The organism is Bordetella sp. 2513F2 (assembly GCF_054642735.1).
The window spans coordinates 1750992-1776369 of record NZ_CM137755.1; the positions used below are offsets into that span (position 1 = coordinate 1750992).

The 25378-nt window shown below is 69.4% G+C and carries 26 protein-coding genes, 1 tRNA gene and 1 pseudogene; 8 read left to right on the top strand and 20 right to left on the bottom strand.

The annotated features are described in order from the left end of the window. Window positions 1–3: 3 nt before the first annotated feature. On the bottom strand, window positions 4–615 hold the full coding sequence (gene phnH / locus ACYBYQ_RS08335; RefSeq protein ID WP_459618279.1) for a phosphonate C-P lyase system protein PhnH: 612 nt from the start codon (window positions 613–615) through the stop codon (window positions 4–6). Then, window positions 616–1080, bottom strand: coding sequence for a phosphonate C-P lyase system protein PhnG (gene phnG, locus ACYBYQ_RS08340; protein WP_459618280.1), 465 nt, complete (start codon window positions 1078–1080; stop codon window positions 616–618). Between the two features lie 157 nt (window positions 1081–1237). Here phnG and phnF point away from each other — a divergent pair, with 157 nt between their 5' ends. The 4 genes from phnF to phnN all read left to right on the top strand — a co-directional run bounded on the left by phnF (window position 1238) and on the right by phnN (window position 4617). Beyond that, window positions 1238–1963, top strand: a complete 726-nt coding sequence (phnF, locus tag ACYBYQ_RS08345; RefSeq protein WP_459618281.1) for a phosphonate metabolism transcriptional regulator PhnF — start codon at window positions 1238–1240, stop codon at window positions 1961–1963. Between the two features lie 101 nt (window positions 1964–2064). Continuing rightward, window positions 2065–3261 (top strand): alpha-D-ribose 1-methylphosphonate 5-triphosphate diphosphatase, encoded by a 1197-nt coding sequence (locus tag ACYBYQ_RS08350; RefSeq protein ID WP_459618282.1) that lies wholly within the window; start codon window positions 2065–2067, stop codon window positions 3259–3261. Between the two features lie 4 nt (window positions 3262–3265). Then, window positions 3266–4006 carry a DUF1045 domain-containing protein gene (locus ACYBYQ_RS08355; protein WP_459618283.1) on the top strand — a complete coding sequence of 247 codons (741 nt, stop codon included), beginning with the start codon at window positions 3266–3268 and terminating at the stop codon, window positions 4004–4006. Further along, window positions 4003–4617 (top strand): phosphonate metabolism protein/1,5-bisphosphokinase (PRPP-forming) PhnN, encoded by a 615-nt coding sequence (gene phnN / locus ACYBYQ_RS08360; protein ID WP_459618284.1) that lies wholly within the window; start codon window positions 4003–4005, stop codon window positions 4615–4617. Before ACYBYQ_RS08355 ends, phnN begins: the two co-directional genes overlap by 4 nt. A gap of 42 nt (window positions 4618–4659) precedes the next feature. Here the strand turns inward: phnN and ACYBYQ_RS08365 are convergent, their stop codons facing one another. The 11 genes from ACYBYQ_RS08365 to ACYBYQ_RS08415 form a co-directional block, all read right to left on the bottom strand. Further along, a complete protein-coding gene (locus ACYBYQ_RS08365; RefSeq protein WP_459618285.1) occupies window positions 4660–5640 on the bottom strand; it encodes a Bug family tripartite tricarboxylate transporter substrate binding protein in 981 nt (326 codons plus the stop codon). 48 nt (window positions 5641–5688) lie between these two features. Further along, a complete protein-coding gene (locus ACYBYQ_RS08370; RefSeq protein ID WP_459618286.1) occupies window positions 5689–7017 on the bottom strand; it encodes an arylsulfatase in 1329 nt (442 codons plus the stop codon). 133 nt (window positions 7018–7150) lie between these two features. Continuing rightward, on the bottom strand, window positions 7151–8053 hold the full coding sequence (locus ACYBYQ_RS08375; protein WP_459618287.1) for a LysR family transcriptional regulator: 903 nt from the start codon (window positions 8051–8053) through the stop codon (window positions 7151–7153). Between the two features lie 118 nt (window positions 8054–8171). Then, window positions 8172–8714, bottom strand: a complete 543-nt coding sequence (locus ACYBYQ_RS08380) for a phosphonate degradation HD-domain oxygenase (protein ID WP_459618288.1) — start codon at window positions 8712–8714, stop codon at window positions 8172–8174. Window positions 8715–8725: 11 nt separating this feature from the next. Beyond that, window positions 8726–9523, bottom strand: a complete 798-nt coding sequence (phnE, locus tag ACYBYQ_RS08385) for a phosphonate ABC transporter, permease protein PhnE (RefSeq protein WP_459618289.1) — start codon at window positions 9521–9523, stop codon at window positions 8726–8728. Between the two features lie 76 nt (window positions 9524–9599). Further along, window positions 9600–10589, bottom strand: a complete 990-nt coding sequence (gene phnD / locus ACYBYQ_RS08390; protein ID WP_459618290.1) for a phosphonate ABC transporter substrate-binding protein — start codon at window positions 10587–10589, stop codon at window positions 9600–9602. A 38-nt stretch (window positions 10590–10627) separates the two neighbouring features. Then, entirely contained in the window at window positions 10628–11482 is an 855-nt protein-coding gene (phnC, locus tag ACYBYQ_RS08395; protein ID WP_459618291.1) for a phosphonate ABC transporter ATP-binding protein, read from the bottom strand. A 179-nt stretch (window positions 11483–11661) separates the two neighbouring features. Continuing rightward, window positions 11662–12627 carry an ABC transporter permease gene (locus ACYBYQ_RS08400; RefSeq protein ID WP_459618292.1) on the bottom strand — a complete coding sequence of 322 codons (966 nt, stop codon included), beginning with the start codon at window positions 12625–12627 and terminating at the stop codon, window positions 11662–11664. Next, complete coding sequence (locus ACYBYQ_RS08405) at window positions 12614–13576, bottom strand: ABC transporter ATP-binding protein (RefSeq protein ID WP_459618293.1); 963 nt, start codon at window positions 13574–13576, stop codon at window positions 12614–12616. The genes ACYBYQ_RS08400 and ACYBYQ_RS08405 overlap by 14 nt, the downstream gene beginning before the upstream one ends. Beyond that, a complete protein-coding gene (locus ACYBYQ_RS08410; RefSeq protein WP_459618294.1) occupies window positions 13573–14745 on the bottom strand; it encodes an NEW3 domain-containing protein in 1173 nt (390 codons plus the stop codon). Before ACYBYQ_RS08410 ends, ACYBYQ_RS08405 begins: the two co-directional genes overlap by 4 nt. A 282-nt stretch (window positions 14746–15027) precedes the next feature. Beyond that, a complete protein-coding gene (locus ACYBYQ_RS08415; RefSeq protein ID WP_459618295.1) occupies window positions 15028–16023 on the bottom strand; it encodes a Bug family tripartite tricarboxylate transporter substrate binding protein in 996 nt (331 codons plus the stop codon). Between the two features lie 243 nt (window positions 16024–16266). On the opposite strand from ACYBYQ_RS08415, the gene ACYBYQ_RS08420 reads away from it, so the two are divergent. Then, window positions 16267–17040, top strand: coding sequence for an SIR2 family NAD-dependent protein deacylase (locus tag ACYBYQ_RS08420; RefSeq protein ID WP_459618296.1), 774 nt, complete (start codon window positions 16267–16269; stop codon window positions 17038–17040). Here the strand turns inward: ACYBYQ_RS08420 and ACYBYQ_RS08425 are convergent. From ACYBYQ_RS08425 to ACYBYQ_RS08435, 3 genes are all read right to left on the bottom strand, one after another. After that, window positions 16970–18034 carry a 3-hydroxybutyryl-CoA dehydrogenase gene (locus ACYBYQ_RS08425; RefSeq protein ID WP_459618297.1) on the bottom strand — a complete coding sequence of 355 codons (1065 nt, stop codon included), beginning with the start codon at window positions 18032–18034 and terminating at the stop codon, window positions 16970–16972. The genes ACYBYQ_RS08420 and ACYBYQ_RS08425 overlap by 71 nt on opposite strands. Next, on the bottom strand, window positions 18031–19134 hold the full coding sequence (locus tag ACYBYQ_RS08430; RefSeq protein WP_459618298.1) for an NAD/NADP octopine/nopaline dehydrogenase family protein: 1104 nt from the start codon (window positions 19132–19134) through the stop codon (window positions 18031–18033). The genes ACYBYQ_RS08425 and ACYBYQ_RS08430 overlap by 4 nt, the downstream gene beginning before the upstream one ends. 158 nt (window positions 19135–19292) lie before the next feature. Beyond that, window positions 19293–20276 carry an AraC family transcriptional regulator gene (locus ACYBYQ_RS08435; protein WP_459618299.1) on the bottom strand — a complete coding sequence of 328 codons (984 nt, stop codon included), beginning with the start codon at window positions 20274–20276 and terminating at the stop codon, window positions 19293–19295. A 144-nt stretch (window positions 20277–20420) separates the two neighbouring features. Here ACYBYQ_RS08435 and ACYBYQ_RS08440 point away from each other — a divergent pair, with 144 nt between their 5' ends. Further along, a complete protein-coding gene (locus ACYBYQ_RS08440) occupies window positions 20421–21818 on the top strand; it encodes a spinster family MFS transporter (RefSeq protein WP_459618300.1) in 1398 nt (465 codons plus the stop codon). 25 nt (window positions 21819–21843) lie between these two features. Here the strand turns inward: ACYBYQ_RS08440 and ACYBYQ_RS08445 are convergent, their stop codons facing one another. Continuing rightward, window positions 21844–22407, bottom strand: coding sequence for a sugar O-acetyltransferase (locus tag ACYBYQ_RS08445; protein WP_459618301.1), 564 nt, complete (start codon window positions 22405–22407; stop codon window positions 21844–21846). Between the two features lie 163 nt (window positions 22408–22570). On the opposite strand from ACYBYQ_RS08445, the gene ACYBYQ_RS08450 reads away from it, so the two are divergent. Further along, complete coding sequence (locus ACYBYQ_RS08450) at window positions 22571–22978, top strand: hypothetical protein (protein WP_459618842.1); 408 nt, start codon at window positions 22571–22573, stop codon at window positions 22976–22978. A gap of 72 nt (window positions 22979–23050) precedes the next feature. On the opposite strand, the pseudogene ACYBYQ_RS08455 reads toward ACYBYQ_RS08450, so the two are convergent. The 3 genes and pseudogenes from ACYBYQ_RS08455 to xth all read right to left on the bottom strand — a co-directional run. After that, a pseudogene (locus tag ACYBYQ_RS08455) lies at window positions 23051–23217 on the bottom strand (DUF4172 domain-containing protein); the annotation flags it as partial. Between the two features lie 117 nt (window positions 23218–23334). Further along, window positions 23335–23410, bottom strand: a tRNA-Ala gene (locus ACYBYQ_RS08460). A gap of 68 nt (window positions 23411–23478) precedes the next feature. Next, window positions 23479–24261: an exodeoxyribonuclease III gene (xth, locus tag ACYBYQ_RS08465; protein ID WP_459618302.1), complete on the bottom strand. Its 783-nt coding sequence runs from the start codon at window positions 24259–24261 to the stop codon at window positions 23479–23481. A 157-nt stretch (window positions 24262–24418) separates the two neighbouring features. On the opposite strand from xth, the gene ACYBYQ_RS08470 reads away from it, so the two are divergent. Further along, a complete protein-coding gene (locus ACYBYQ_RS08470) occupies window positions 24419–25351 on the top strand; it encodes a MurR/RpiR family transcriptional regulator (protein ID WP_459618303.1) in 933 nt (310 codons plus the stop codon). Window positions 25352–25378: the final 27 nt, after the last annotated feature.

A 25378-nucleotide genomic window follows, 5' to 3' on the forward strand; every position in this document is an offset into this window, starting at 1 on the left:
GTCTCAGGCCTCCATGTGGCAGGTTCGCGGCAGGCCGCACAGCAGGGTGCCGGACGTGAGCAGGACATCGACGCCCAACGGAAAGCGCCGGTGGTTGGCCTGCCACTGGGCGAGGAAGCCGTCCGGCAGGCCGGCCACGCGCAACGTGTGCGCATCCCGGATACCGGGGCCGGTGAGCCGCAGGGGCACGCCCTGGTCCAGCGAGGCGACCTCCAGGACCAGCGTGCCGGAGCGGTCGGGGTAGGCGGGCTCGCCCGCATGGCAGGCGTGCAGGCCGGGGAAATCGAAACCCGCGGGCACCGCGGCGAAGGCCGCCTGGTCGGGTTGCTCGACGACCTGGCAGCCTGTGTGGAAGCGCAGGAACCGGGCCACATCGGCGGCCACGCCGGAAGGCAGCCACAGCGGCGCGTCGCCGTCGGCCAGCGTGAGCAATACCGCCGTCATCGCGGGCGAGAGGCCGCGGGGCACGCCACTGCGCACGTCTACCGCGACCACGCGGCCGGGATGGGACATGGCATGCAGGGTGGCGCGGAACACGGCCTGCGCCTCGGCCACCGGATCGTCGAAGCCCGGCAGCAGGACGGCGCCCGGGGCCGGGAGGGTTTGCGCTTGCATTCAGTCTTCTCCTCGGACCAGCGTGAAAAAGTCCACCTTGGTTTGCGCCGCCTGGCGCGCCCGGGCCTCGCGGCGGGCGGCAATGGCCTGGGCCAGCGGTTCCACCAGCCCGGCCTGCACGCGCTCGTGCCAGCGCGGCAGCTGCAGCAATGCGTCGGCCACGGCGGCCTGTTCGGCGTGGCGGGCCGCGCGGCCGCGGACGTAGGCCACGCCCATCACGCCGTCGAGCGTCACGGCGCAGCGCGTGACGGTGATCTCGCCGAGGTTGAACTGGGAGCCGGTGCCGCCGCTGCGCGCGCGCACCATGGCCATGCCGGTTTCCGGCTTGCGCAGCCATTGCCGCGCAGGCAGTTCGCCCAGCGCGGCATAGGCGCGGTCGAGTTCGGCAGGGTCGGCCAGCGCCAGGACGCGCATCCAGGCGCGGCGCGCACCGGCGTCCGGGTTGGGGGAGGGGATGTCGACCATTTTTCCTCTAAACGTCTATACGTATTGGGTGCTAGTATGCTTGCATGCCGGATCCGATTCAAGCGCGCCCGCATGAATTTATGATGACACCCGCGCAGGCTGCCGCGGCGCACGCCCCGATGGCACAATGGCGGCTGCGACACGGACGTGAAAGAACATGGTCGAACGAGGTTCAGGGGTTGCGGTGTGGCGGCAGATCGGCGAGCTGCTGGCTTCGGACATCCGCAAGAAGCTATACGCGCCAGGCGAGCAACTGCCGCCCGAGCCCGAGCTGGCGGCCCGCTACGGCGTCAACCGCCATACCATCCGGCGCGCCATGAGCGAACTCGAGCAGAGCGGCCTGGTGCGCATCGAGCAGGGCCGCGGCACGTTCGTGCAGGAACATGCCATCGATTACGCCATCGGCAAGCGCACCCGTTTCTCCGAGAACCTGCGCCGCCACGGCCTGCCGGCGCACCTGGAACTGCTGGGCAAGCAGCTGCTGCGCCATGCCGAGGCGGCGGGGCATCTGGGCCTCGCGCGCAGCGCGCAGGTGCTGCGCGTGCAGGCGCGCGGCAAGTCCGGCGAGCGCACGCTCAACGTGGCCGAGCACTATTTCGATCCGCGGCGCTTTCCCGACCTGCCCGAGAAGCTCGATGCGCTGCGCTCGGTGTCCAAGGCCTACGCGGCCTACGGCATCGCCGACTACACCCGCAAGTGGTCGCGCATCACCGCGGCGCTGCCCGATCCCGAGATCGCCCGGCTGCTGGGGCAGCCCAAGACCCGCCCCGTGCTGCAGGTGGAAGCCCTCAACGTCGACCAGGACCAGGCGCCGCTGCAGTACAGCATCACGCGCTTCGGCGGCGACTGGGTGCAGCTCGTGGTGTCGGACGAGGAGGCCTGAGGCCGTGCCGCGCCGGCTGGCCGGCGTGGCAAAATTCATCTAGACATCTGTCCGTCATGAAGCCGCTCTAGCATTGAGCCTCACCCATCCAGGACCCGCCGATGCAATCCGCGAATCTCTCCCGTGCACCCCTGGCCGGCATTTCCGGCGCCCGCGTACTCACTCCCGATGGCCTGCAGCCGGCCACCCTGGCGTTCCAGGACGGGCGCATCGCGGCCGCCGCGCCTGCCGCCGCGGGCTGCCTCGACGCGGCCGGCCTGCTGGTGCTGCCCGGCATCGTGGACCTGCACGGCGATGCCTTCGAGCGCGCCGTGATGCCGCGTCCCGGGGTCACCTTCCCGTATGAAGGCGCGCTGCTCGACGTCGACCGCCAACTGCTTGCCAACGGCATCACCACCGAGTTCCATGGCGTCACCCTGTCGTGGGAAGGCGGGCTGCGCGGCGAGTCGTATGCGCGGCGCATGTTCGACACGCTGGCGCGCATGCGGCCGGAGCTGGGCGCCCACCATTACGTGCACCTGCGTTTCGAGACCCACAACGTCGATGGCGTGGAGGTCGCGCAATCCTGGATCCGCGAAGGGCTGGTGCGCTTCCTGGCCCTCAACGATCACCTCCCCAGCATGGTCAAGCGCCTCGGGGACGACCGCAAGCTGCTGCAGTACGCCGAGCGCGCCGAATGCGATCTCGACACGTTCCAGGCGCGCATCCGCCAGGCCATGCAGGCGGCGGGCGGCGTGGCAGAAGCCATGCGCGCGCTGACCGCCACCGCGCGCGAAGCCGGCCTGCAGATTGCCTCCCATGACGATCCCGACGCCTCCACGCGGCGCTACTACCACCAGCTGCAATGCCGCGTAGCCGAATTCCCGCTGGTGCGCGAGGCCGCAGAAGTTGCGCGCGAACTGGGCGATGCCATCGTGTTCGGCGCGCCCAACGTCGTACGCGGCCGCAGCCACACCCACGCGCCCAACGCCACCGAGATGATCCGCGCCGGCTTGTGCGACGTGCTCACTTCCGACTACTACTATCCCGCGCCGCTGGCCGCGGCCATGCGCCTGGTGCACGACGGCGTGCTGCCGCTGCCGGCTGCCTGGAACCTGGTGTCGCGCAATCCGGCGCGCGCCGCCGGCCTGACCGACCGGGGCGAACTGGCCCCTGGCATGGCCGCCGACCTGATCCTGGTCGACGACAGCCAGCCCGGCCTGGCCCGGGTCTGCGCCGCGATCGTGGGCGGCCGCCTGTGCCATGCCAGCCGCGCATTCGAGACGATGGACGCGCCCGCCGCGGCGATGGCGGGCTGAACCCATGCCGCACGCGTACCGCTATGCGCTCTATCTGGCGCCGCCCGAGCCCTGGCGCAGCGCCGGGGCTCGCTGGCTGGGCCGCTGCGCCGAAACAGGCGCGACCCTGCCGTTTCCGGAGGATGCCGATCCGCGCCATGAGGCCTGGACGCAGGCGCCGCGCTTCTATGGCCTGCATGCCACGCTGAAGCCGCCGTTCCGGCTGCGCGCCGGCACCACGCCGCACGGCCTGGACCAGGCCGTGCGCGCATTGGCCTGCCGCCTCGCGCCGTTCGACGTGCGGCTGCAATGCCAGGCGCTGCGCGGCTTCCTGGCGTGGCGCCTGGACGGCGATGCCGCCAGCCAGGCGCCCATGCAGGCCCTGGCGGCCGAGGCGGTGCGTGCGCTGGACGACTGGCGCGCCCCACCCACCGAAGAAGAGCTGGCGCGGCGGCGCAAGACCCCGCTCGCGCCGGAGCATGAAGCCATGCTGCTGCGCTGGGGCTACCCCTATGTGTTCGAGCAGTTCGTGTTCCATATCACGCTTACCGGCCGGCTCGACGCGGCCGCCATGCAGGACGCGGCCGCGCGCCTGCAGGCCCTGACGGCGCCGCTGCAGCGCGAGCCCATGCCGGTGCGCGAGATCAGCGTCTACGTGCAGCCCGGGCCCGACGCGCCTTTCGTGGTGGCGCGCCACTACGGTTTCGACGGATCCATCGTCGATGCGGTGGGCGCCCCGTATCTCGATGCGGGCGAGCCTGCATGAGCGGCCCCGTATCGGCCGCACAGGACCCGGCCACGCAGGCCGGCGCCAGGCTCGTCTACCTGATGGGCGCGTCCGGCAGCGGCAAGGATACGTTGCTGCGCCTGCTGCAGTCCTGGCTGCACGACGAGCCCGTCAGGGTGGCGCAGCGCTGCATCACCCGGCCCGCCGGGCCGGACGAAGCCAGCGTGCATGTTTCCGAGGCAGACTTCGCGCGCATCGCCGCGGCCGGCGGCTTCGCCCTGCATTGGCGCAGCCACGGCCTGCACTATGGCATCGGCGTGGAGATCGACCGGCACATGGCAGCAGGCGCCGTGGTGGTGGTCAATGGCTCGCGCCGCCATCTCGCGCAGGCGAGAGCCCGGTACCCGGCCATGACGGCGGTGGAAATCGTGGTGGATCCGGCCGTGCTGGCGTCGCGGCTGGCGCGCCGCGGCCGCGAAAGCGCGGAGCAGATCGCGCAGCGGCTGGCCGCGGCGGTGCTGCCTCTGGACGATGCCGGCGCTCCGGGCCGGCTGCATCGCATCGAGAACAATGCCGAGCCCGAGCGCGCCGCCCGGGCCCTGCTGGAACTGGCGCGCGGCCTGCTGTGCAGGGCGGACAGCGTCGGCTGAACGCTGCAACGGCTGCGGCGCGAGGCTTGCGTGGCACGCGCTTCAGTTCAGTGGCAGCTTATTGCGTGTGGCCAGTTCAAGCCAGCGCGCCTGTTCCTGTGTGACGAAACGGGTGGTGGCCTCCGGCGTAGCGTGGCTGGGTTCCACGCCCGCTGTCTCGAATGCGGTCTTGACGTCGGGCAGCAGCAGGATCTCGCCGAGCAGGGCATTCAGGCGCATCAGCCTGTCCGCCGGGACGCCCCGCGGCGCTGCCACCACGAACCACTGGCTGGCCTGGAAGCCCGGCAGCACGGTTTCGCCCAGCGTGGGCGTGTCCGGCAGGGAAGCGGCGCGCTGTTCCGTCGTTACTGCATAGGCGCGCAACTTGCCGGACTGCAGGTGCGGCAGCACGGAGGTGATGCCCAGCACGCCCAGGGCGACCTGCCCGGATATCACGTCCATGACGGCCTGGGATCCGCCCTTGTATGGAATGTGCGCCGGGCTCACGCCTGCGAGTTGCTTGATGAGCTCGCCCGTGAGGTGCTGGCTGGTGCCGTTGCCGGAAGAGGCATATTCGTAGCGGTCCGGCGCCTGTTTCATGGCCTGGAACAGCGACTGCACGTCGGGCGGCGTGTCCCTGGCGAGGGTGCCGACCAGGACCATCGGGCCGCGCCCCAGTTCGCTTACCCCGGTGAGTTCAGCCCCGACGGCGGGCATGGGCTTGCTGGTCACTACCGGGCCGGGAACGGTGATCAGCGTATAGCCGTCGGGCGCGGCGCTGGCGGCACGCGCCTGCGCAATGGCGCCGGAGGCGCCGGGACGGTTCTCCACCACCACGGACTGTCCCAGGCGTTCGCCCAGGTGCTTGGCCAGGACCCGCGTGACGCTGTCGACGCTGCCGCCGGGCGACCAGCCCACCAGCCAGGTGATGGGTCGGCTGGGCCAGGGCGCCTCGTCCTGGGCGTGGGCAGCGCTTATGCCGGTGCTGAGCGCCGCGGCGCAGAGCATGGAACGGAGCACGTGGCGCCGCATGGTCTCGGTCATCGGATTCCCCTCGTCATGTATGTGCTGCGGTGGTGTCGAGTTGCCGCTTCAATCTTCCTTGCCTGGCGGCACGTTGGGATGGGCCTTCACGCTCTCGTTAAAGGCACGGACCATCTTCAGGATGGGTCCCAGGACCCAGGTGTTGTAGACCAGCACGTCGGTCTCTTCCTTGGGGTCGCGGGTGAGGTTGAACAAATAGGGCGACTCGAGCTTGCCCTTGCCCTCGTTGACTTCCGGCTCCCAGTAGAAGTGCAGTTTCCAGTCGCGCCACTTGGCGGCGCGCAGTTCCTGCTTGATGTAGAACAGGAAACCTTCGCGGGCCGACTTGGCGTCGGGCGCATCGTTGAGCAGGAATGGCAACTGGTCCACGCCGTCGATCGGCCGGTCGGTCGGGATGGCGGCTCCTGCTACGCTGGCCAGCGTGGCGTAAAGGTCGGTGACGTGCACGATCTCGTTGCTGATGCGGCCGGGCTGGATCCTGCCTGGCCACCGCGCGATGAAAGGCACGCGCAAGCTGCCTTCCATCGCCGTGTGGTAGGTGCCGCGCCAGGGGCCGGCCGTGCCGCGATAGGGGGCGCGGAATTCCGGACCGTTGTCGCTGCAGAAGATCAGCAGGGTGTCCTGTGCCGCGCCGAGCTCCTCCACCGCGTCGATGATCTGGCCCACCCGGTAGTCCATCTCGGCCATCGAGTCGGCGAAGTCGCCCGCGCCGGTACGGCCCGCGAAGTCCGGATGTGGCAAGGTGGGAAAATGCAGGTGCACCAGGGGCAGGTACAGGAAGAAGGGCTGTTTCCGGGCGTGGCTTTCCGTCATGAAACGGCGCGAACGCGCCACGAGTTCCGCGTCGATGCCGCGGCGGGAATCCAGGTCGTATACCGCGACGTTGCGCGAGGGCTCGCCGGCCTTGCCTTCCATGATGTACGGAATATCCGCCACCGAGGCATCGAAGCCCAGCGTGGAGGTGAACTGGCTTTCGTCGGTGGTGCGCGGGATGCCGTACCACTGATCGAAGCCCCGGTCGGACGGATAGCGGCCTTCGATGTCGCCGAGATGCCATTTGCCGAAATGGGCGGTGGCATAGCCCTGGCCGCGCAGCAGCTGCGCCAGGGTGATCTCCCAGCGGGTCAGGCCCTGCGGCAGGCCCGGCGGCACGGATTGCAGGCTGCCCGTGCGTATGGGGTGGCGCCCCGTCATCAGCGCCGAGCGCGTCGGCACGCAGTCGCTTTCCACGTTGAAGTTCTGCAGCAGCAGGCCCTCGCGCGCCAGCGCGTCGATGCGGGGCGTCGGTGCGCCGCGCAGCGCGCCGCCGCCGTAGCAGCCCAGTTCCCCCCAGCCGAGGTTGTCGGCCACGATCAATACGATGTTCGGTGTTACCACGCCAGTTTTCCAAGCCGGTAATGGCCTGACTATAGGAGGCATGCGCACGCGCCGGCATTCCTGTTGGTACGAAAAACCATATCCAATGGGAATATTCAGGGTAAACACGGAACGCCGGGGCAGGCGCGCAAATTCAGTGGCGAGCCTGGCTGGCCTGCTGCATGAGATCGCGGAACTCCTGCATCAGCGCCGAGTGGTGGGCATCGCGGCGGGTCAGCAGGAGCAGGCGTCGTGTGAGCGCCAGTTCGCGCACCGGCACCGGGCCGATGCGCCCGCTCCAGGCGCGCAGGCTGATCGACGGCGCCAGCGCCAGCACGTCGGAGTTGGCTACGATGCCCAGCGCGGCCTCGGATATGTACTCCGCCTCTACCGCCACGGAGGGTTCGGGCAGGCCCGCTGCCTCGTGCATGCGAATGACGGCCTTGCGGGCGGCGCTGTCGCGGCTGGGCATCACCCAGGAGTAGGGCAGCGTCGATGCCAGTGTCGGCTCCGCCTCCTTGAAGAGGGGATGGCCAAGGCGCGCCGCGACCAGCATGGTGTCCTGGCTCAGGTCCACCTGCTCGCAACTGAAAGTCGTGCCGGGCGGACAAGGGACGACCGCCACGTCCAGGTCGGCCGCTTCCACCGCGGCGTTCAGCGCGTCGGACTTGCCAATGACGAGCCGGATGCGCAGTCCGGGCCGCCGCCGGACCATCTCGGCCAGGACACGGACGGAGTCGCTGTCGCCGGCCGGGTTGGTGAGCCCCACGCGCAGCAGACCGCTGTGGTGGGCGCGCAGGTCGGTGGAAACCTTGACCAGCTCATCATGGTGCAGGCTGAGCCGGCGGGCGTGTTCGTGGAAGACGCGGCCGTCGCCGGTGAGCCGGGCTCCGTGCGCGCCCCGCTCGAACAGCGTCACGCCGGTGGCGTCCTCGAGGCGGCGCAGCGCCTTGGTGATGGCCGGCTGCGTGACGCCGCACTCTGCCGCGGCCCGGCCGAAATGGCCATGCCGCACGACGGCAAGGAAATAATCGATGTCGACCAATGAGAAATGCACGTCCTGCTCCGCTGCGCCACCGGGCGCCCTCCGTATCTATAACCGAGTAGCGGGGAACACGCTCGGCAGGCCTGCGCAGCGGCCGGGAGCAGGCCGGCAGGGATGGCTGCGCGCGGCGTCAGCCGCGCGCCAGCCCCTCCACCAGCGCCATGTAGTGCGCCAGCGGCGGAGTGACCGCATCCGCGTCCTTGGCCACGTCGTCGTAGCGGCGCAGCCGCAGCGCGGCTTCGGCGTGCGCGTGGGCGGCGAATTCGCGCCGGCCGGCCTCGTCGTAGGGGCCGCCCTGCAGCACCAGGCTGGCCTGCGAGGCGGGCGACAGGGTGGCGTGGTAGGAGGGGTCCGCGGCGCAGAGATAGCGCTTGGCCGCCACGTGCAGGCGTATGGGCTCGGTGACGGCAGGGCCCAGCAGCGGGGCCAGCGACCGCGCCGCCACGTCCTGGTGGCGCATGTCGAGGTTGCGGCTCTCGGCCTGCAGCAGGTGCCCCAGGTCGTGCAGCAGCGCCGCGGCCACGAGTTCGGGCGCCTCGCCGGCCTGTTCGGCCAGCCGGGCGCACTGCAGGGCGTGCTGCGTCTGGGTGACGGCCTCGTCGCCGTAATAGGCGCTGCCGTAGCCTTCGAAGAGGGCGGCGATGCGGGCCGGCGTGAGGGCGGGCGTCGACATGGCGTGCGATGTCAGATGAAGGCCTTGCGGATGCGCGACGACAGCATGTCGGTGGCCACCACGAAGACGATGATGATGATCATGATGGCGCAGGTCTCGGCGTAGCGGAAGCTGCGGATGATCTCCCACAGCAGCATGCCGATGCCGCCCGCGCCCACGATGCCCACCACGGAGGCCGAGCGCACGTTGGATTCGAACCGGTACAGCGAGAACGAGATCCACAGGGGCATGACCTGCGGAATGACGCCGTAGACGATCTCTTCGAGCGCGTTGGCTCCCGTGGCGCGCACGCCCTCGACCGGACGCGGGTCGATGGCCTCGACCGCCTCGGCGAACAGCTTGGCCAGCACCCCGGTGGTGTGGATCCACAGGGCCAGCACGCCGGCGAAGGGGCCCAGTCCCACGGCCACGATGAACAACATGGCGAACACCATCTCGTTGATGGCGCGGCACGCGTCCATGAGCCGGCGCATCGGCTGGTATACCCACGCCGGCACGATGTTGGACGAGCACATCAGGCCGGCGGGCACCGCCACCACGATGGCGAGGAACGTGCCCCAGACGGCGATCTGCACCGTGATCAGCATCTCCGCCAGGTAGTTGCGCCAGTCCCGGAAGTCGGGCGGGAAGAAGTCGGCGGCGAACTGGCCCATGTTGCCGCTGTCGCTGAGCAGGTCCAGCGGGCGCATGTCGGCCCCGCGCCACGACAGGCCCAGCACCACGAAGATCGCGGCCCAGGCCAGCAGCGTGGATACCGGCGTGCGCAGGCGCGCCGAGGTCGGAAGAGGGGTGGAGAGCGTGTGGTTCATGGCATGGGCCTCGGGCCTGCAGCCCGGTGGAAAGAGGGTGTCCGCCTCCAGGGCGGACACCCGGGAACAGCAGCGATCACTGGGCCGCCGCGACCTTCTCGGCCTGCTTGTTCAGCACGTCGAGCTGCGCGTCGATCTCGGCGATGCGCTTCTGCTTCTCTTCGGCCGACAGCGTGGTGTCGCCCTCGATGCGCGCCTTCTTGCTGGCCAGGTCGATCTGGCGGATGGGGATGAGCTGGTTGTTGTCGGCGGCGCGGAAGCCCTTGTAGGTGAGGCGCTTGAGGTTCTCCAGCTCCTGCTGCGAGCCCTTGCCGTAGTTGACGAAGAAGTCGCGGATCTTCTGCTTCAGCTCGGCCGGGAGGTCGGTCCGGTACACCATCGGGTCGGCGGGGATCAGGGGCGACTTCCACACCACGCGCACGGCGTCATGGGCATCGCGGCCGGTGTTGACCCGGTAGCGCTCCACCGCTTCGGTGTTGGCGATGGCCACGTCCACCTGCTTGTTGATCACCGACAGCAGGTTGGTCTCGTGGTTGGCGATGCGCACGGTCTTGAAGAGCGTCTTGGGGTCGACCTTGTTGGCCAGCCACAGGTAGTAGCCCGGCACCGCGGTGCCGGAGGTGGAGTTGGGGTCGCCCGCGCCGAAGCTCAGCGACTTGCCGTTCTTGATCACGTCTTCCACGCTCTTGAGCGGGCCGTCCTTCTGCACCAGCAGCAGCGACCAGTAACCGGGGTTGCCGTCCTTGTCGATCACCGAGGCGAACACCTCGCCGCCGGCGCGGTCCACCGCTTCCATGGCCGACTTGTTGCCGTACCAGGCGAGCTGCACCTTGTTGAAGCGCATGCCCTCGATGATGCCGGCGTAGTCGGAGGCGAAGAAGGGCTTGACCGGCATGCCGATCGCCTTGCTGAGGTCGCTGATGACGGGATCCCAGCCGGACTTCAGGTTGCTGGAGGACTCGGTGGAGATGATGCCGAAGTTCAGGGTCTTGGCATCCTGCGCCAGAGCGGGCGCGGTGGCGAGCGCGGCGGTGGCGAGCAGGGCGGAAAGGGTCTTGGCGAACATGGGATGGCTCCGTGATGGGCGGGCAGGAAAGGCTGGATTCAGGAGATGGCGGCCGCTTCCAGGGCGCCGCTCAAAACAGGGCGGGGCGCCGGCGCGGGCGCCGGCACCACGGCGGGGGCATCGTGCAGTTCGGAGAGCTGCGCGCCGTACAGCGCCTGCTGCATGGCCGGGGTGAGCTCGGACGACGGGCCGTCGTACACCACCTTGCCGTTGCGCAGGGCCACCACGCGCGGGCAGTAGCGCAGCGCCACGTCCACCTGGTGCAGCGACACCACCACCGCCACCTTGCGGCGCCGGTTGATCTCGGCCAGCGTGTCCATCACGCGGCGCGAGGACTCCGGATCCAGCGAGGCGATGGGTTCGTCGGCCAGGATCACGCGGGCGTTCTGCACCAGCGTGCGGGCGATCGCCGCGCGCTGCTGCTGCCCGCCGGAGAGCGTGGAGGCGCGCTGAAAGGCATAATCGTCTATACCAACCTGGGAAAGCGCGTCCATGCCCAGGGCCACTTCGTCGCGCCGGAAAATGCGCAGCAGGCTGCGCCACATGGGCACGCGCGGCAGCAGGCCGGTAAGCACGTTGGTGATGACGGGCAGGCGGCCCACCAGGTTGAACTGCTGGAACACGAAGCCGATGCCTGCGCGCGAGCGGCGCACGTGGCGGCTCAGGCGGCCGTCGCGCTGGATCAGCTCGCCGTTCATGTGGATCGGGCCCGAGCCCTTGTCGGCGGCGGTGAAGCCGGCCAGATGGCGCAGCAGCGTGGATTTGCCGGAGCCCGAGGCGCCCAGCAGGGCAACCATCTCGCCCGGCGCGACGCGCAGCTGGACATCGTCCAGCGCCTTGCTGCCCGGCTTGAACGTCTTGCTCAAGCCTTGCACTTCGATGGCGTAGGTCATGTGGAATCCCCTTGGTGGATCGACTCGCCGCAGTATGGGCAAGCCACATGACCAGGGCGTGAATCGCCGGGCCGCTGGTTTCAGGGGGCGGACAGCCTCGTTCGCAGGCCTGTCATCCGATTGCAGTGGTTGTGGCCAGACGTTACGCTGGGGGCGGGTCGCTGCCGGCCCCCGGCATTTCAGGCGCGCACTTCCTGGCGCTGGAAGGCAACGTAGGCCGCCGCATAGACCAGCAGCGTGCCGGCAAGCAGGCTCACGGCCTGCGGCCAGACGATCTGCAGGCTCTGCCCCAGGGCCAGCGGAGCGCCCATCACGGCGCCTTCGAGCTGATCCAGGAACACCGGGCCCAGCGTGCGGGTGCCCGGGCTCAGCACCGTGACCATGGCCTCGCTGAAGAGCTGGTTGGGCGACAGGCGCTGCAGCCCCTGCGTCCATTCCATGGTGGCCAGGCTGGGCTGCCCGGTGAGCTGCGACAGCACGTCGGGCGGCGCGATGGCCTGGGCCAGCGCGCCGGCGAGCAGGGGCCACAGCAGCGCCATGAATAGCCACAGTCCCAGCGCGACCAGCGCCGAGGTGGCCGCCGAGCGGAACAGCACCGAGAACAGCATGGACAGCGCCAGCCAGACGCCCGCGTACATCAGGGCGGCCAGCAGGAAGAGCAGCGAGCGGGCCAGCTCCTCCGCGCTCGGCGGCACGCCCAGCAGGACCAGGCCGCTGCCCATCACCAGCAGCCACAGGCACAGCAGGCAGATCGCCAGCGTGCCCAGGCCGGCGAGGAACTTGCCCAGCAGCAGCGCGTCGCGGTAGATGGGCTGCGACAGGATGCGGCTCATGGTGCGGCGGCTGTATTCGCCGTTGACCGCGTCGAAGCCCAGGCCGATGGCGACCAGGGGGATCAGGAAGCCCAGTATCGCGGCGAACGACGGCATGGGCGGCTGTGCCAGGGTGAAGAGCCGCAGGAACACGAACGGATCCTCGGCCGTGTTGCTGCGGATGTCGCGGAATGCGCCATACAGCGCAGCCGCCGCGGTCAGCACGATCAGCCACTCCAGCACCCGCATGCGGGCGCTCGCCATATGGTCGGAGAGTTCCTTGAGGGCGACCGTTCCGACTCCGGTCCAGGGTGAACCTTCACGCTGTCTCATGTGCGGGCTCCTCGGATGCTGCCGCGGCGGCGGCGAAGAAGCGGTTGTAGATGGCGTCCAGGCTGGGCTGCTCCACCGACAGGCGCGTCAGCGCGCCGCCCGCCTGCACCACGGCTCGGGCAGCGTCGGCGCGCACGTCGCCCTGGGCCAGCAGGCGGTAGCGGCCGGGCGCTTCCTGGCTCACCGAGCGCACTCCCGGCACGCGCTGCAGGTGCTCGGCCAGCCCGTCGCCGGTGGCCTGCACCTCGACCGCGTAGCCGCCGCCCAGCACCTGCCGCGCCAGTTCCGGCACGCTGCCCATGAGGGCGATGCGGCCCGCGCGGAACAGCGCCACCCGGTCGCAGATGCGCTGCATGTGGTCCAGCAGGTGCGAGGACAGCAGCACCGTCACGCCGTCGCGCTTGAGGGACCGGATCAGCTCCAGGAATTCCTCGGTGGATTGCGGATCCAGCCCCGACGTGGGCTCATCGAGGATGGCCACGCGCGCCTGCTTGACCACGATCTCGGCCAGGCCCAGCCGCTGGCGCATGCCGCGCGAGTAGGTCGCCACGCGACGGTCGGCCACGTCCGACAGCCGCATCCGGGCGAGCGCGGCCTCGATGCGCGCGTGCCGCTCGGCTTCGTCCAGCCCCAGCAGGCGTGCCGTGTAGGCCAGGTTGGCGCGCGCGCTGAGGTGGTCGTAGAAGCCCACGGCGTCGGGCAGGTAACCCAGGCTGCGCTTCACGGCCAGCGGCTCGCGCTGGGGATCCATGCCCAGCACGCGCACGCTGCCGCCGGTGGCGTCCGTCAGGCCCAGCAGCATCAGGATGGTGGTGGTCTTGCCCGCGCCGTTCGGGCCGAGCAGGCCGAAGATCTCGCCCGCGCCCACCGTGAAGTCGATGCCGTCCACGGCGGCCGTGGCGCCATAGCGCTTGCTCAGCCCCCGGGCTTCGATGACTGCGTCGCTCATCGCCGTCCGAACCTCGCGACGGCGCCCACCAGGATCAGCACCGCGATGGCGATCACGGCCACGCCGATGATCCCCCAGGTGCTGGAGGTGGCGACGGTGATGCGGAAATCTCCCGAGGCCGAGTTGCCGGCCGCGCGGGCGGTGATGCCCGCCATGTAGTCGCCGGCCAGCGAGCGCGACGACGGGGTCAGCCGGGCCTGCACTTCCGCCTGTTCGCCGGGCGCGATGCGGGCGACGGACTTGGGCTCGAATTCCACGCGCCAGCCGGAGGGCGCGTTGCTCGAGAACTCGACGTTCTCGGCCGCGGCGCCGCCCGTGTTGGTGACCACCACCGGCATCGTGGTGGTGCGGTCGGCTTCGGCGCGCGCGCTCATGAGGCCGTCGCGGCCGCTGATGCGCAGTTCCGGCTGGCCCACGATCTGCATCTTCAGGTCGGCGCTGGCCTGCAGGCCTTCCGCGGCGGCGGTGACCCGGATCGGGTAGTCGCCGGGCTGCGCGTCCGACGGCGGGCGCACGCTGAGCTTGATGTCCTTGGTCTGCCCCGCCTTGATGGGCACCGAGCTGATCTGCTGGCTGCCGTAGCCTTCGGTGAACGACGGGCGGAAATACTGCGGCGTCGTGGCGTCGAAGCTCACGGTGAGGTCGCGGCCGCTGTCGTTCTTCACCGTGAGGGAATAGTCGAACGCGGCGTTCGCGCCGCCCTTGAGCGCGGGCAGGCTGGGTTCCAGCGTGAGCTTGGCGGGCAGCGCCTCGGCCAGGTTCACCTGCACCGGCAGCGAGACCTGGTGTCCCTCGCCCTCGGCCACCAGGCGCAGCGTATGCGCCTGGGCGGCCGCGCCGGCCGGGACTTCCAGCCGCAATTGCAGCGAAACGCTGTCGTCGGTGGCGGGCATGGCCGCCGCGACGGGCTGGCCTCCGCCCAGCACCGTGGCCTTCCAGCCCGCCGGCACGTCTTCGACGCGCAGCGCCAGGCGTGCCGGCGGCAAGCCGTAGTTGCGCAGCATGAGCGAGATCGAGGAAGTGGTGCCGGGCTGGAGCGTGACCGCGGGGTAGTCGGTCAGCAGGTAGAGGCCCTTGTGGTCGGATGCGGGCTGGGCGCGCAGCGCGGTACAGCCCAAGGCAAGCAGGAAGGCCGTGGCGGCCAGGATCAGGTGTAATTGTTTTCGCATGGCAGGTCTGTTGCTGAAGAACCCGGCCGGCGGGCAGGCGTGGCCTGCGCCATCCGGCGGGTTCGCGTTCAAGAACAAAACTGGACGCGGAAAGCACGTGCTGATGCGCAGTCTGTGCTGCGTTCTGCGACACCCCGGCTGTCACGCGTCGCAGTGTCTGTTGACGCGTAAGCCGATGCGGAAGTTCAATTCAGATTGTTTCTTTTTGTTTCCCGGAAGGTGGGCTCCCAGGCCACTTGCGTCGGCATGGCCCGCAGCCAGCGCGCGGGCCATGCGCCGGCTTCATTCCACCTGCACCTTGGCCTGCGCGACCACGTCGGCCCAGGTCTTGTGCTCGGCGACGATGGACTGGCCGTAGGCCTCCGCGGGGGTGTACGCGAGCTCGGCGCCCTGTGCCGCCAGGGTGGACTTGAGCCCCGGGTCGGCCAACACCTTCTGCAGCGCTTTCGACACCGTGTCGATGGCCTCCTGCGGCGTGCCCTTGGGCGCCGAGAAGCCGAAGATGTTGTCGGCCTGCATGCCCTGTATGCCCGATTCCCGCAAGGTGGGCACGTCGGCCAGGACGGAGGCCCGCGTGCCGGAAGCCACGGCCAGCACCTTGAGTTTCTTTGCCTGGATCAGGGGCATCGAACCCGGGATGCTGTCGAACATGAAGCTCGACGAGCCGCTGGCCAGCTCGGGCAGGGCGAGCGAGCTGCCCTTGTACGGGATGTGCGTGACATCCAGGCCCGCCTTGATCGCGAACAGCGCGGATTCGAGGTGGGACAGCGTGCCGCTGCCCTGCGAGGCGTAGTTGTACTTGCCGGGCGTAGCCTTGAGGTAGGACACCAGCTGCTGCACGTTGTCGACCGGCAGCGACGCAGGCACCACCAGGATGTGCGGCACCATGCCTACGCCCGCGATCGGCACGAAGTCGTCGATGAGGCTGGCCTGCTGCTTCTTGTAGATGGCGGCGGCGATGGCCTGGTTGGTAGTTGCCGCGAGGTACAACGTATAGCCGTCGGCCGGCGCCTTGGCCGCGGCCGTGAGGCCGATGGCCCCGCCGGCGCCCGGCCGGTTTTCCACCACCACGGGCTGCTTGAGTTCGTCGGACAGCTTCTGGCCTATGGCGCGCGCCAGCACGTCGGTGGCGCCGGCCGGCGGGAACGAGATGATCACGCTGATGGGCCGCTCGGGGTAGGCGGCATGCGAGGGGCCCGCCATGCCCAGGCCCAGGACTAGGGCGCCGAGGGCGCGGGCGGCGTGGCGGAGGGAAGCAGCAAAGGGAAGAGCACGCATGCGGAATCCTTCAAGTGACGAGGGGTGTGCCGAGGGACCTGCATAGGCTTCGGCGCGATTGAGCAGCGTGCAACATGCAATAAACGTGCCAGGTTGTAACCGGGTGGCAGGCGCCTGCGCTGCGCCTGCCGGGTGCCGGACCGGGGCTTCGTGCACCGGCGTGGGGCGTGCGCAGGCAGGCCGGTGCATCGCCATGCTGCACCCTGACACGCCGGCCGTCGCCGTCTGTATTACGCTGCTGCCATGACCTCGAACATCCCGCACGAACTCATCGAGCGCCTGCGCAGCGCCGACCACGTGGTGTTCCTCACCGGCGCCGGCGTGTCCGCCGAAAGCGGCATTCCCACCTTCCGAGACCCCATGACGGGGCTGTGGGCGCGCTACGATCCGGCCGACCTGGCCACGGCCGAAGCCTATGCCAGGGATCCGGAACTCGTCTGGGGCTGGTACGAGTGGCGGCGCATGCGCGTGCTGCAGGCCCGGCCCAACGGCGCGCACCGCGCCATCGCGGCCATGGCCGCGCGGCTGCCGCGCGTCACCGTGGTCACGCAGAACGTCGACGACCTGCACGAACGCGCCGGCAGCCGCGACGTGCTGCATCTGCATGGCCAGCTCGACAGCCCGTACTGCCAGTCATGCCGCGCACCGCACGCGTTTTCCGCGGCCATGCCGCAGGAACCGGAGGGCGGCCGGCGGCTGGCGCCGCCGCGTTGCGTGCATTGCGGCGGGCCCGTGCGTCCGGGTGTGGTCTGGTTCGGCGAGATGCTGCCCGAGGCGCCGTGGCGCAGCGCGGTGCAGGCCTGCACCGGCTGCGACCTGCTGTTCAGCGTGGGCACGTCGGCCCTGGTGCAGCCGGCGGCCGGCCTGTCGGTACAGGCGGCGCGCCGCGGCGCCGACGTGGTCCAGGTGAATCCCAATCCCACCGCGCTCGACGGCGTCGTCCGCTTCAACCTGGCCGCTGCGGCGGGGCAGGCGCTGCCGGCGCTGTACCGGGCGACGTGGCCGGCTGAGGCGTGATGGCGGCGTCGAAGCGCGGCAGCAGGCCGAGGAGGCGCAGCCGCTGGCACAGCTCGTCGAGCCGCTGCATGCGATACGCCTCCACGTCGGTGCCGGCGTACGCATAGAAGCCCTGGCCGTCGCGCAGGCCGTTGCGGCCCTGTTCCATGTTGCGCGAAATCACTTGCGGCGCCTCGAAGCGCTGGCCCAGGGTCTGGCTCAGGTAGCGCGAGGCATAGTAGAGGATGTCGCCGCCGCCCCAATCTATGAACTCCAGCAGGCCCAGCACGGAGAAGCGCAGGCCGAATCCCAGGCGTATGGCGGTGTCGATGTCCTCGGCGGTGGCCACGCCTTCCTCCACCATGCGCGCGGCCTCGTTCATGGCCAGGGCCTGGATGCGCGGCACGATGTAGCCCGCCGCCGGCGCGCAGCGCACCGGCACCTTGCCGGCCTGGCGCAGCAGCGTTTCCATGGCGGCCAGGGCCTGCGGCGAGGTCGTCGCGTCGGCCATGATCTCCACCAGCGGGATCAGGTGCGCCGGGTTGAGCCAGTGCGCGTTGAGAAAGCGCCCCGGATGCGGCACCAGGCCGGCAAGCTCCGTGACCAGGAAGGTGGACGTGGTCGACGCCACCGGGCAGTCGGACGTGCAATGCCGGCCTATCCAGGCCAGCGCCTCGCGCTTGGCGTCGAGCCGTTCCGGCACTGCCTCGAACACTGCCCGCGCGTGCGCCAGCGCGGCCGCGCCATCGGCCTGGCCGCACAGCGATACGCGCGCCAGGGCCGTGCGCGCCTGTGCCTCCTGCAGCAGACCGAGGCGCACCAGGGTGTGGAACTCCTGCTGCAGCGCCGCGCGCACCCCGTCGAAATAGCGCGCGCGCTCGGCTGCGTCGCGCGGTTTGGCGTCGACCAGCGCCACCGCCATGCCGGCGTGGGCGTACGACATCGCGATGCCGATGCCCATGCGGCCGGCGCCCACGATGCCGACCGGCGCATTCAGGCTGTCCGTGTCGTTCATGCCGATACGCCCTGCACGAGCAGTTCACGCATCTGCTCGCGCGAGAGGTGGGCCAGGCCCAGGTTTTCCAGCGTGCGGCCCTCGCGGTACAGGTCGCGGCCGGTGAGCGCCGACGCGATGCTCAGCAGGCCCTGGGCAACCGGCGTGGGCACACCGGCCCAGCGCCCCAGCGAAACCAGCAGCGACAGGCCCAGGCGCGTGTCTTCCATCATGTAGCGGTGCGCGTGCAGGTCGATGCGTTCGCGCCAGTCGCCGCTGTCGGTGAGCCGGCCGTGCGCCCCGCGGCCGTACATCCACTCGTCGCCTTCCTTGGCGTAGTGATCCGCCAGCGGGAAATGCGGTGGGGCGTAGCCCAGCGCCGTGCGCAGGGCGATGCGCTCCGCGTCCAGCGCGTCCGTCACGCGGCGTATGCCGGGCTGGGTGCCTTCGTTGTGGATGTCCCAGGCCTCGAAGTGCTCGAGCGGACCCGCGTTCATCAGGATGAGCGGGGGATGGATGACGGGGCCCGCGTTCATCAGCGCGCCTGACAGACCGTCCTCGATAGGCTCGATGCTGGGATAGGCCAGGCGCAACCGCTCCAGCGCCGGGCCCGCGAGGCGGGCAGGGAACACGCCGGTGGGCAGGCGGGTGGCGTAGCCGCTGATCACCACGCGTTCGCCATGCTTGCGCGCCAGGTAGGGCAGTGTTCCGGTCTCGGCCCAGGCCACCTCGGCGGGATTGCCCGCGTCGCGCATTGCCTTCGCGAAGACATAGCTGCCGAAGGTGCCGGGAGGCAGGAACACCACCTGGCCGTCGCGCAGCAGCGGCGCCAGATCGGCCGCCAGGGCGTCGTGCGTGGTGGCGGGCAGCGGAATGACGAGGAGCTCGGCATCCTGCACGGCGCGCGCCAGCTCGGGCTGCAGCCGCAGCGCGCCCGGCTCGTCGGCCAGCGCGATGCGGCGCGTGCCGCGGTAGTCGGTGACGGCCAGGGCGCCTTCACGGCGCAACGCTTCGAGCGCCCCGCCGTCGCGGCGCCACAACGTGACCGCATGCCCTTTCTCGACCAGATCGGCTGCTGCCGCATAGCAGCCGTGGCCGCCCCCGATGACACTGATGCGCATGATCGACGTTCCGTTGCTGTTGCATTGCCGGCCATGCTAGCGACGCGCCGCTCGGCAGGCTCCCCGGAAAGCGCAAGCGCAATTCGGAAACTGCAACGCGGCGCGTGCGGCCGGGCGCCGGCAGCCCTGGCAGAGCGCAGATGCGCTGCCGACGGCGGCTAGCCGCGATGCTTGTGCAGCGTGTCGGACGGCAGGCAGCCGTAGCGCTTGCGGTAGTGCGTGGCGAAATGCCCGAAGCTGGTGACGCCATGCCGCAGCAGCACCTCCGTGACGCTTCCCCCTTCGGCGCCGGCGCGTTGCAGGGCGGCGTGCACGCGTTCCAGGCGCTGGCTGCGCATGTAGTCGCTGGGATTCTGGCCCAGGAAGCGCAGGAAGCCGTTCTGCAGCGTGCGCACCGACACCCCGCAGTGGGCGGCCAGTCCGGCCAGCGGGATCGCTTCGTCGGCATGGGCGTCGATGTAGTCGCGCGCCTTGCGCACGTGCGCGGGCAGGGGCTGGCGCGCGTCGCCCTGCAGCGCTTGGCTGTAATTGTGCGGCAGCTGCATGAGCAGCAGCGAGAGCAGGTAGTCGTCGAAGCCGGCCGACAGCGTGCGGCCCGCCCCGTCGGGCGCAAATTGATAGAGCCGGCACAGGTAGCGCAGGGTTTCGCGCAGCGCCTCGGCGCCGGGCGCATGGTTGCCGGCCTCCACCTCGAAGACCAGGGGCTGGCGCAGCGGACGCTGCAGCAACTGCTGCAACTGGCGTTCCAGCGGCTGGCGTTCGACGCGCAGGATGAGGTTGCGGCAATCCTTGCCGAAGCGCAGGGCGCTGCGCTCGGAAGGCGAGGACACCGTCAGGCTGCCGGCGCGCATTGCGGCCCGCTGCCTGCCCAGCTGCACTTCGCCTGTGCCGTGCAGCGTGGCCCGGAACAGGTAGTAGCTGCTGATGTCGCCGGCATCGATCTCGACTTCGGCGCCATAGTGGAGGTCGTAGAGCGCCACGCTGCCGAAGCGCACGCCGTACATGCGCGAGTGCAGGTCGGCCCCGGGGCGCACGCTCATGCGGTGCGACCACAGGTGCTGGCTGACCTGGTCCTTTACCTCGGAGGCGTTGCCGGAATCCAGCAGGCAATGGCGGCTTAGCGGGTAGCGGTTCGCGTACATGTTTTCTGCGCAAGGCGTACAAGGGTTGCGCGCGGCGTATAGAGCGGCCGCGCCCGAGGGCCTAAAACGGGGCAAATCCAGCATGAATCCGCGGCACGCACCACCGGAGCGCGCTGCATGGATCGACTCATATAAGGGGAAACCATGGTTGCCGATATGCGCGGGAACGCGACGGGCAGAAGCTACGCCTACGAGTGGTACGTCGTGTTGATCTGCATGCTAGCGTACATATTTTCGTTCGTCGATCGGCAGATACTCGCGCTGATGATCGAACCGATCAAGCGCGACCTGCAGCTCAGCGATACTCAGTTCAGCCTGCTCCACGGGCTGGCCTTCTCGCTCTTCTACGCCTTCATGGGCATACCCATCGCCGTGCTGGCCGACCGCCATTCCCGGCCGCGCATCATCGCCATCGGCGTGGCCTTCTGGAGCCTGGCCACCGCCGCCTGCAGCCTGTCGCGCAGCTTCGCGCACATGTTCCTGGCGCGCATCGGCGTGGGCGTGGGCGAGGCGGCGCTCTCGCCCGCGGTCTATTCCATGCTCAGCGACATGTTTCCGCGCGACAAGCTCGGCCGCGCCGTCGGCGTGTATTCCGTGGGCGCCTTCGTCGGCGGCGGCCTGGCCTTCCTCATCGGCGGCTACGTCATCGACCTGCTGAAATCCGTGGACAGCGTGGCGCTGCCCTGGGGCACCATGAGGCCATGGCAGCTCACCTTCGTCATCGTGGGCCTGCCCGGCGTGCTGGTGGCGCTGCTGATCCTGCTCACCGTGCGGGATCCGCAGCGGCGCGGGCTGACCCAGGGCGCCGACGGTGCCGCCGCCAAGGCCGGCTTCGGCGCCACGCTGCGCTTCCTGGGCAGGCATCGCGCCACCTTCTGCTGCCACTACCTCGGCTTCTCCTTCTACGCCATGGCCCTGTTCTGCCTGCTGGGCTGGGCCCCGGCCTTCTACATGCGCAAGTTCGGCATGACGCCCACCCAGGCGGGCTACATGCTGGGCATCGTGGTGCTGCTCACCAATACGGCGGGCGTGTATTTCGGTGGCTGGCTGATGGACTGGCTGGCGCGGCGCGGGCACCAGGACGCACCCATGCGCGCCTCCGTCATCGGCGCGGCCGCCATGGCGCTGCCGGCCCTGGCCTTCACCCAGACCGACAGCCTGGCCCTGTCGGTGGCGCTGCTGGTGCCCGCCATGTTCTTCGCCTCGTTCCCCATGCCCACTTCCACCGCAGCCATGCAGATCCTGCCGCCCAACCAGCTGCGGGCACAGATCGCGTCGATCTTCCTGCTCATCTCCAACCTCATCGGCCTGGGCCTGGGCACGACCCTGGTGGCCTTGCTGACCGACCGCGTCTTCAAGAGCCCGGCGGCCGTGGGCGACTCCATGTCGGTACTGCTGGGCTGCACGGCCTTGCTCTGCGTGCTGCTGCTGGGCGTGGGATGCGCCGCTTATCGCGCCAGCCTGCTGCGGGAATCCGGCCAGGACGGTGCAACGGCCGCCTATCCGCCAGCGGGCAAGGAGGGCGCCGTGACGGCGCCCTGACATGGCGCCCTGACACGGGCGCACCTCAGCCCGGCGCGCCCGGCCTCGGCCGGGCCGGATTGCCGTAGGCCGTGGCGCCGGCCGGCACGTCACGCGTGACGACGCTGCCCGCGCCGATCAGCGCGTCGTCGCCTATCGTCACCCCGGGCAGGATGATGGCACCCGCGCCGATCCACACATTGCGCCCGATGCGCACCGGCCGGCCGAATTCCAGGCCTGCCGCCCGCTGCGCCGGATCGCGCGGATGATCGGCCGCCAGGATCTGCACGCCGGGGCCGATCTGCGTGAGATCCCCGATGCATACCTCCACCACGTCCAGGATCACGCAATTGAAGTTCAGGAACACGCCGGCATCCAGCCGGATGTTGTAGCCGTAGTCGCAATGAAAGGGCGGACGCACCACCGTGCCGTCGCCCACTGCGGCAAGCCGTTCGGCTAGCAGCCGGTGGCGTTCCGGCAGCGGCATGTCGGGTCGCGCGTTGTAGCGCGCCAGCCACTGCCGCGCGGCTTCCTGGTCGGCCTGGATCGTGGGGTCGCCGGGATGGTAGAGCGCCCCGGCCAGCATCTTCTCTTTTTCGCTTTGCGTCATGGCGGCTTGCATGGGAGTGGAACGAGGAGGAGCCGCAAGATCCGTACCCGGCCGAGCCCGCGATCATGGGGGAGTTTGGCCGGGTGCTCCTGCCTTTCCGCGGCCCGTCTTTCCGACATACTGGCAGACCCGCCGTACCGTGACACCCGCCGGAGCAGACCTCATGATCCCGTCCCCAGCCCTGCCGGACGCCGCGGCAGCAATCGACGCGCTGCAACGCGAGTTCCCCCTGCGCCAGCAACCCCACCGGACCAAGGACTACGACGACCTGCAGGTCCGGTTCCTGGGCATCGGGCCCGGCCAGGCCGCAGCGCCCGCCGAGCGCCATTATCGCTTCGCCTACGCCGTGGCGTTCCCGGGCGTGCGCCGCAAGCCGGACGTCGCGGTGGACATCCATTACGCCTACGCAGCGGGCCCGGGTTCAGCGGCCGGCGCCGGCGGGGAACAGCCCCGTCTGCGGATCGAAGCCATGGGCGCCGACGTGTTGGGCGTCTCCGAAGCCGTGGCCGCGGTGGAGCGCTTCCATCATGAGGAGGGGTTTGACTCGGTGCTGCGGGTCGGGGATAGATAGGGGCGGGGCGGCGGGTGAAAGGCTGGCCCAACGAATTCCGCTGCGAGGTGCATCATCTGCTTCCGATCCGCAGCGGTGCGGGCGCCAATCGGCGCGCGCGAGAATAGGTTGTCCACGGGCCCGGTGATGCGGCCGTCGCCGTCGTCGAACGGATGAAGCGTCACGAACCACAGGTCTGCGAGGCCTGCCTTGATGAGCGCGGGCTCGCCGGTGTCCGCGTTGGCCCGCGCCAGGAAGCGGCTGCCGAATCGCTTCTGGGTACCTGATGCATGACGCCTTGCGCTATGGCCGAACGTCCCGCAAAAACAAAAAGCCTTGGAACACATTGTGTGTCCAAGGCTTTGATCTGGAATTTTTGGTGGAGCGGAGGAGGATCGAACTCCCGACCTTCGCATTGCGAACGCGACGCTCTCCCAGCTGAGCTACCGCCCCAATCAGTGAAGACCGAAACTATACCTGATTTGCCGCATTTGTGTAAACGGCTGCGGGTGGGTGCCGGCTCAGCCCAGCGCCAGGGTGGCCACCACCGGGGCGTGGTCGGACGGCTGGGGATTGCCACGCGGGGCCTTGTCGATGACGCAGGCCTGGCAGGCGTCGGCCAGGGGCTGGGTCAGCAGGATGTGGTCGATGCGCAGCCCGGCGTTGCGCCGGAAGGCGAACTGGCGGTAGTCCCACCAGCTGAACGACTTCTCGGGTTGCTCGAACAGGCGGAAGGAGTCCACCAGCCCGAGCGAAAGCAGGGTGCGGAATACGGCGCGTTCGGGTTCGGACACGAGCACCTGGCCTTCCCATTTCTCGGGGTTGTGCACGTCGGCGTCGGTGGGCGCGATGTTGTAGTCGCCCAGCAGCGCGAGCCGCGGGTAGATGGTCATCTCTTCCTTGATCCAGCGCGTGAGCTCGGCATACCACGCCAGCTTGTAGGCGTACTTGTCGGAGCCCACTGCCTGGCCGTTGGGGCAGTAGGCGCAGATGACCCGCACGTCGCCGGCGGGGCTGGGCAGGGTGAGCGCGATCACGCGCTGCTGCAGGTCTTCGTAGAGGGGGATGTTGCGCACCAGGCCGAAGCCTGGTTCGCGCGAGATGATGGCCACGCCGTTGTACGTCTTCTGCCCGGCCCAGGCGGCGTGGTAGCCGATGTCGGTGAAGGCCTGCAGCGGGAATTTGTCGTCGGCCAGCTTGAGCTCCTGGATGCACAGCGCATCCACGGGATTGGCGGCGAGCCAGTCCAGGACCTGCGGCAGGCGGACATTGAGGGAGTTGACGTTCCAGGTGGCGAGTTTCACAAGTGCGATCTTCTTTCTCGTGGTCGTGGCGGCCACGCCGGCTGTAGTTCGCCGAGCGGGCGACCTGCATTCTCGCAGAAATGGGGCTTGCGCTGAATTGTCGTGATCACTACAATTTTTCATTAAATAGTAGTGAATACAACAAAGCAGATCTTCCATGACGCTAGCCCAACGGATCACCGAGCACCTCGATACCCTGACGCGGGCGCAGCAGGAGCTGGCCCGATACATCCTCGGCCACGCCGAGCAGGTGGCATTCATGACCGCCAAGCAATTGGCGGAGGCTGCCGGGCAGAGCGATGCCGCGGTGGTGCGGTTCGCGCGGGCAGTGGGATATGGCGGCTATGCCGATTTGCGCGAGGCGTTGCGCGGCGGCCTGCTCGAGCGCGCCGGCGCATTGGGCATGCGGCAGGAGCCGCCCTCCACGCTGACGGAGCTGAAGGCGCAGGTATACGAAAGCGACGCCGCCCTGGTTGCCGAGACGGCGCGGCTCAACGCCGACGAGACGGCCGAGTCGGTAGCCGACCTGCTGATCGGCGCCCGCCGCATCTGGGTGACGGGGCATGGTACTTCGTACCCCCTGGCGGCTTATCTGGCCATGCACTTGAACCAGGTGCTGGATAAGGTCCAGGTGTTCAACGTCGAGCACGGCGACCTGGCCGAGCGCCTGCGCACCGTCGGCAAGGGCGACGTGTTCATCGGCATCGGCTATGTCCGCTACTTGCCCTACACCGTGGACATCCTGCAGCACGCAAAGGAGGCGGGGGCGCAGGTGGTGGCGATAACGGATCGTCCGACCTCGCCACTGGCCAGGCTGGCTGTCCATACGCTGTACGCGGCGCGCGGCATGACGTCGTTCGCCTGGTGGTCCCAGGCGGGCACGCTGGCGCTCGCCAACTGGATCACCGCGCTGATCATGGTGCGCGATGCCGAGCGGGTGGTACAGCGCCTGCGCCAGTCCGACGAGGCCTGGAAGCGGTTGGGCCACTGGCACAGCCCGGGCAACAGCGAGAGCGATCCATCGCTCGAGCAGCATCTGCGGGCGGGCATGCAGTCCCGTTCGAAACGCGCGTCAGGCAAGCGGGCCTGACGCAACCACTACAGTCAAGGGAGAAGT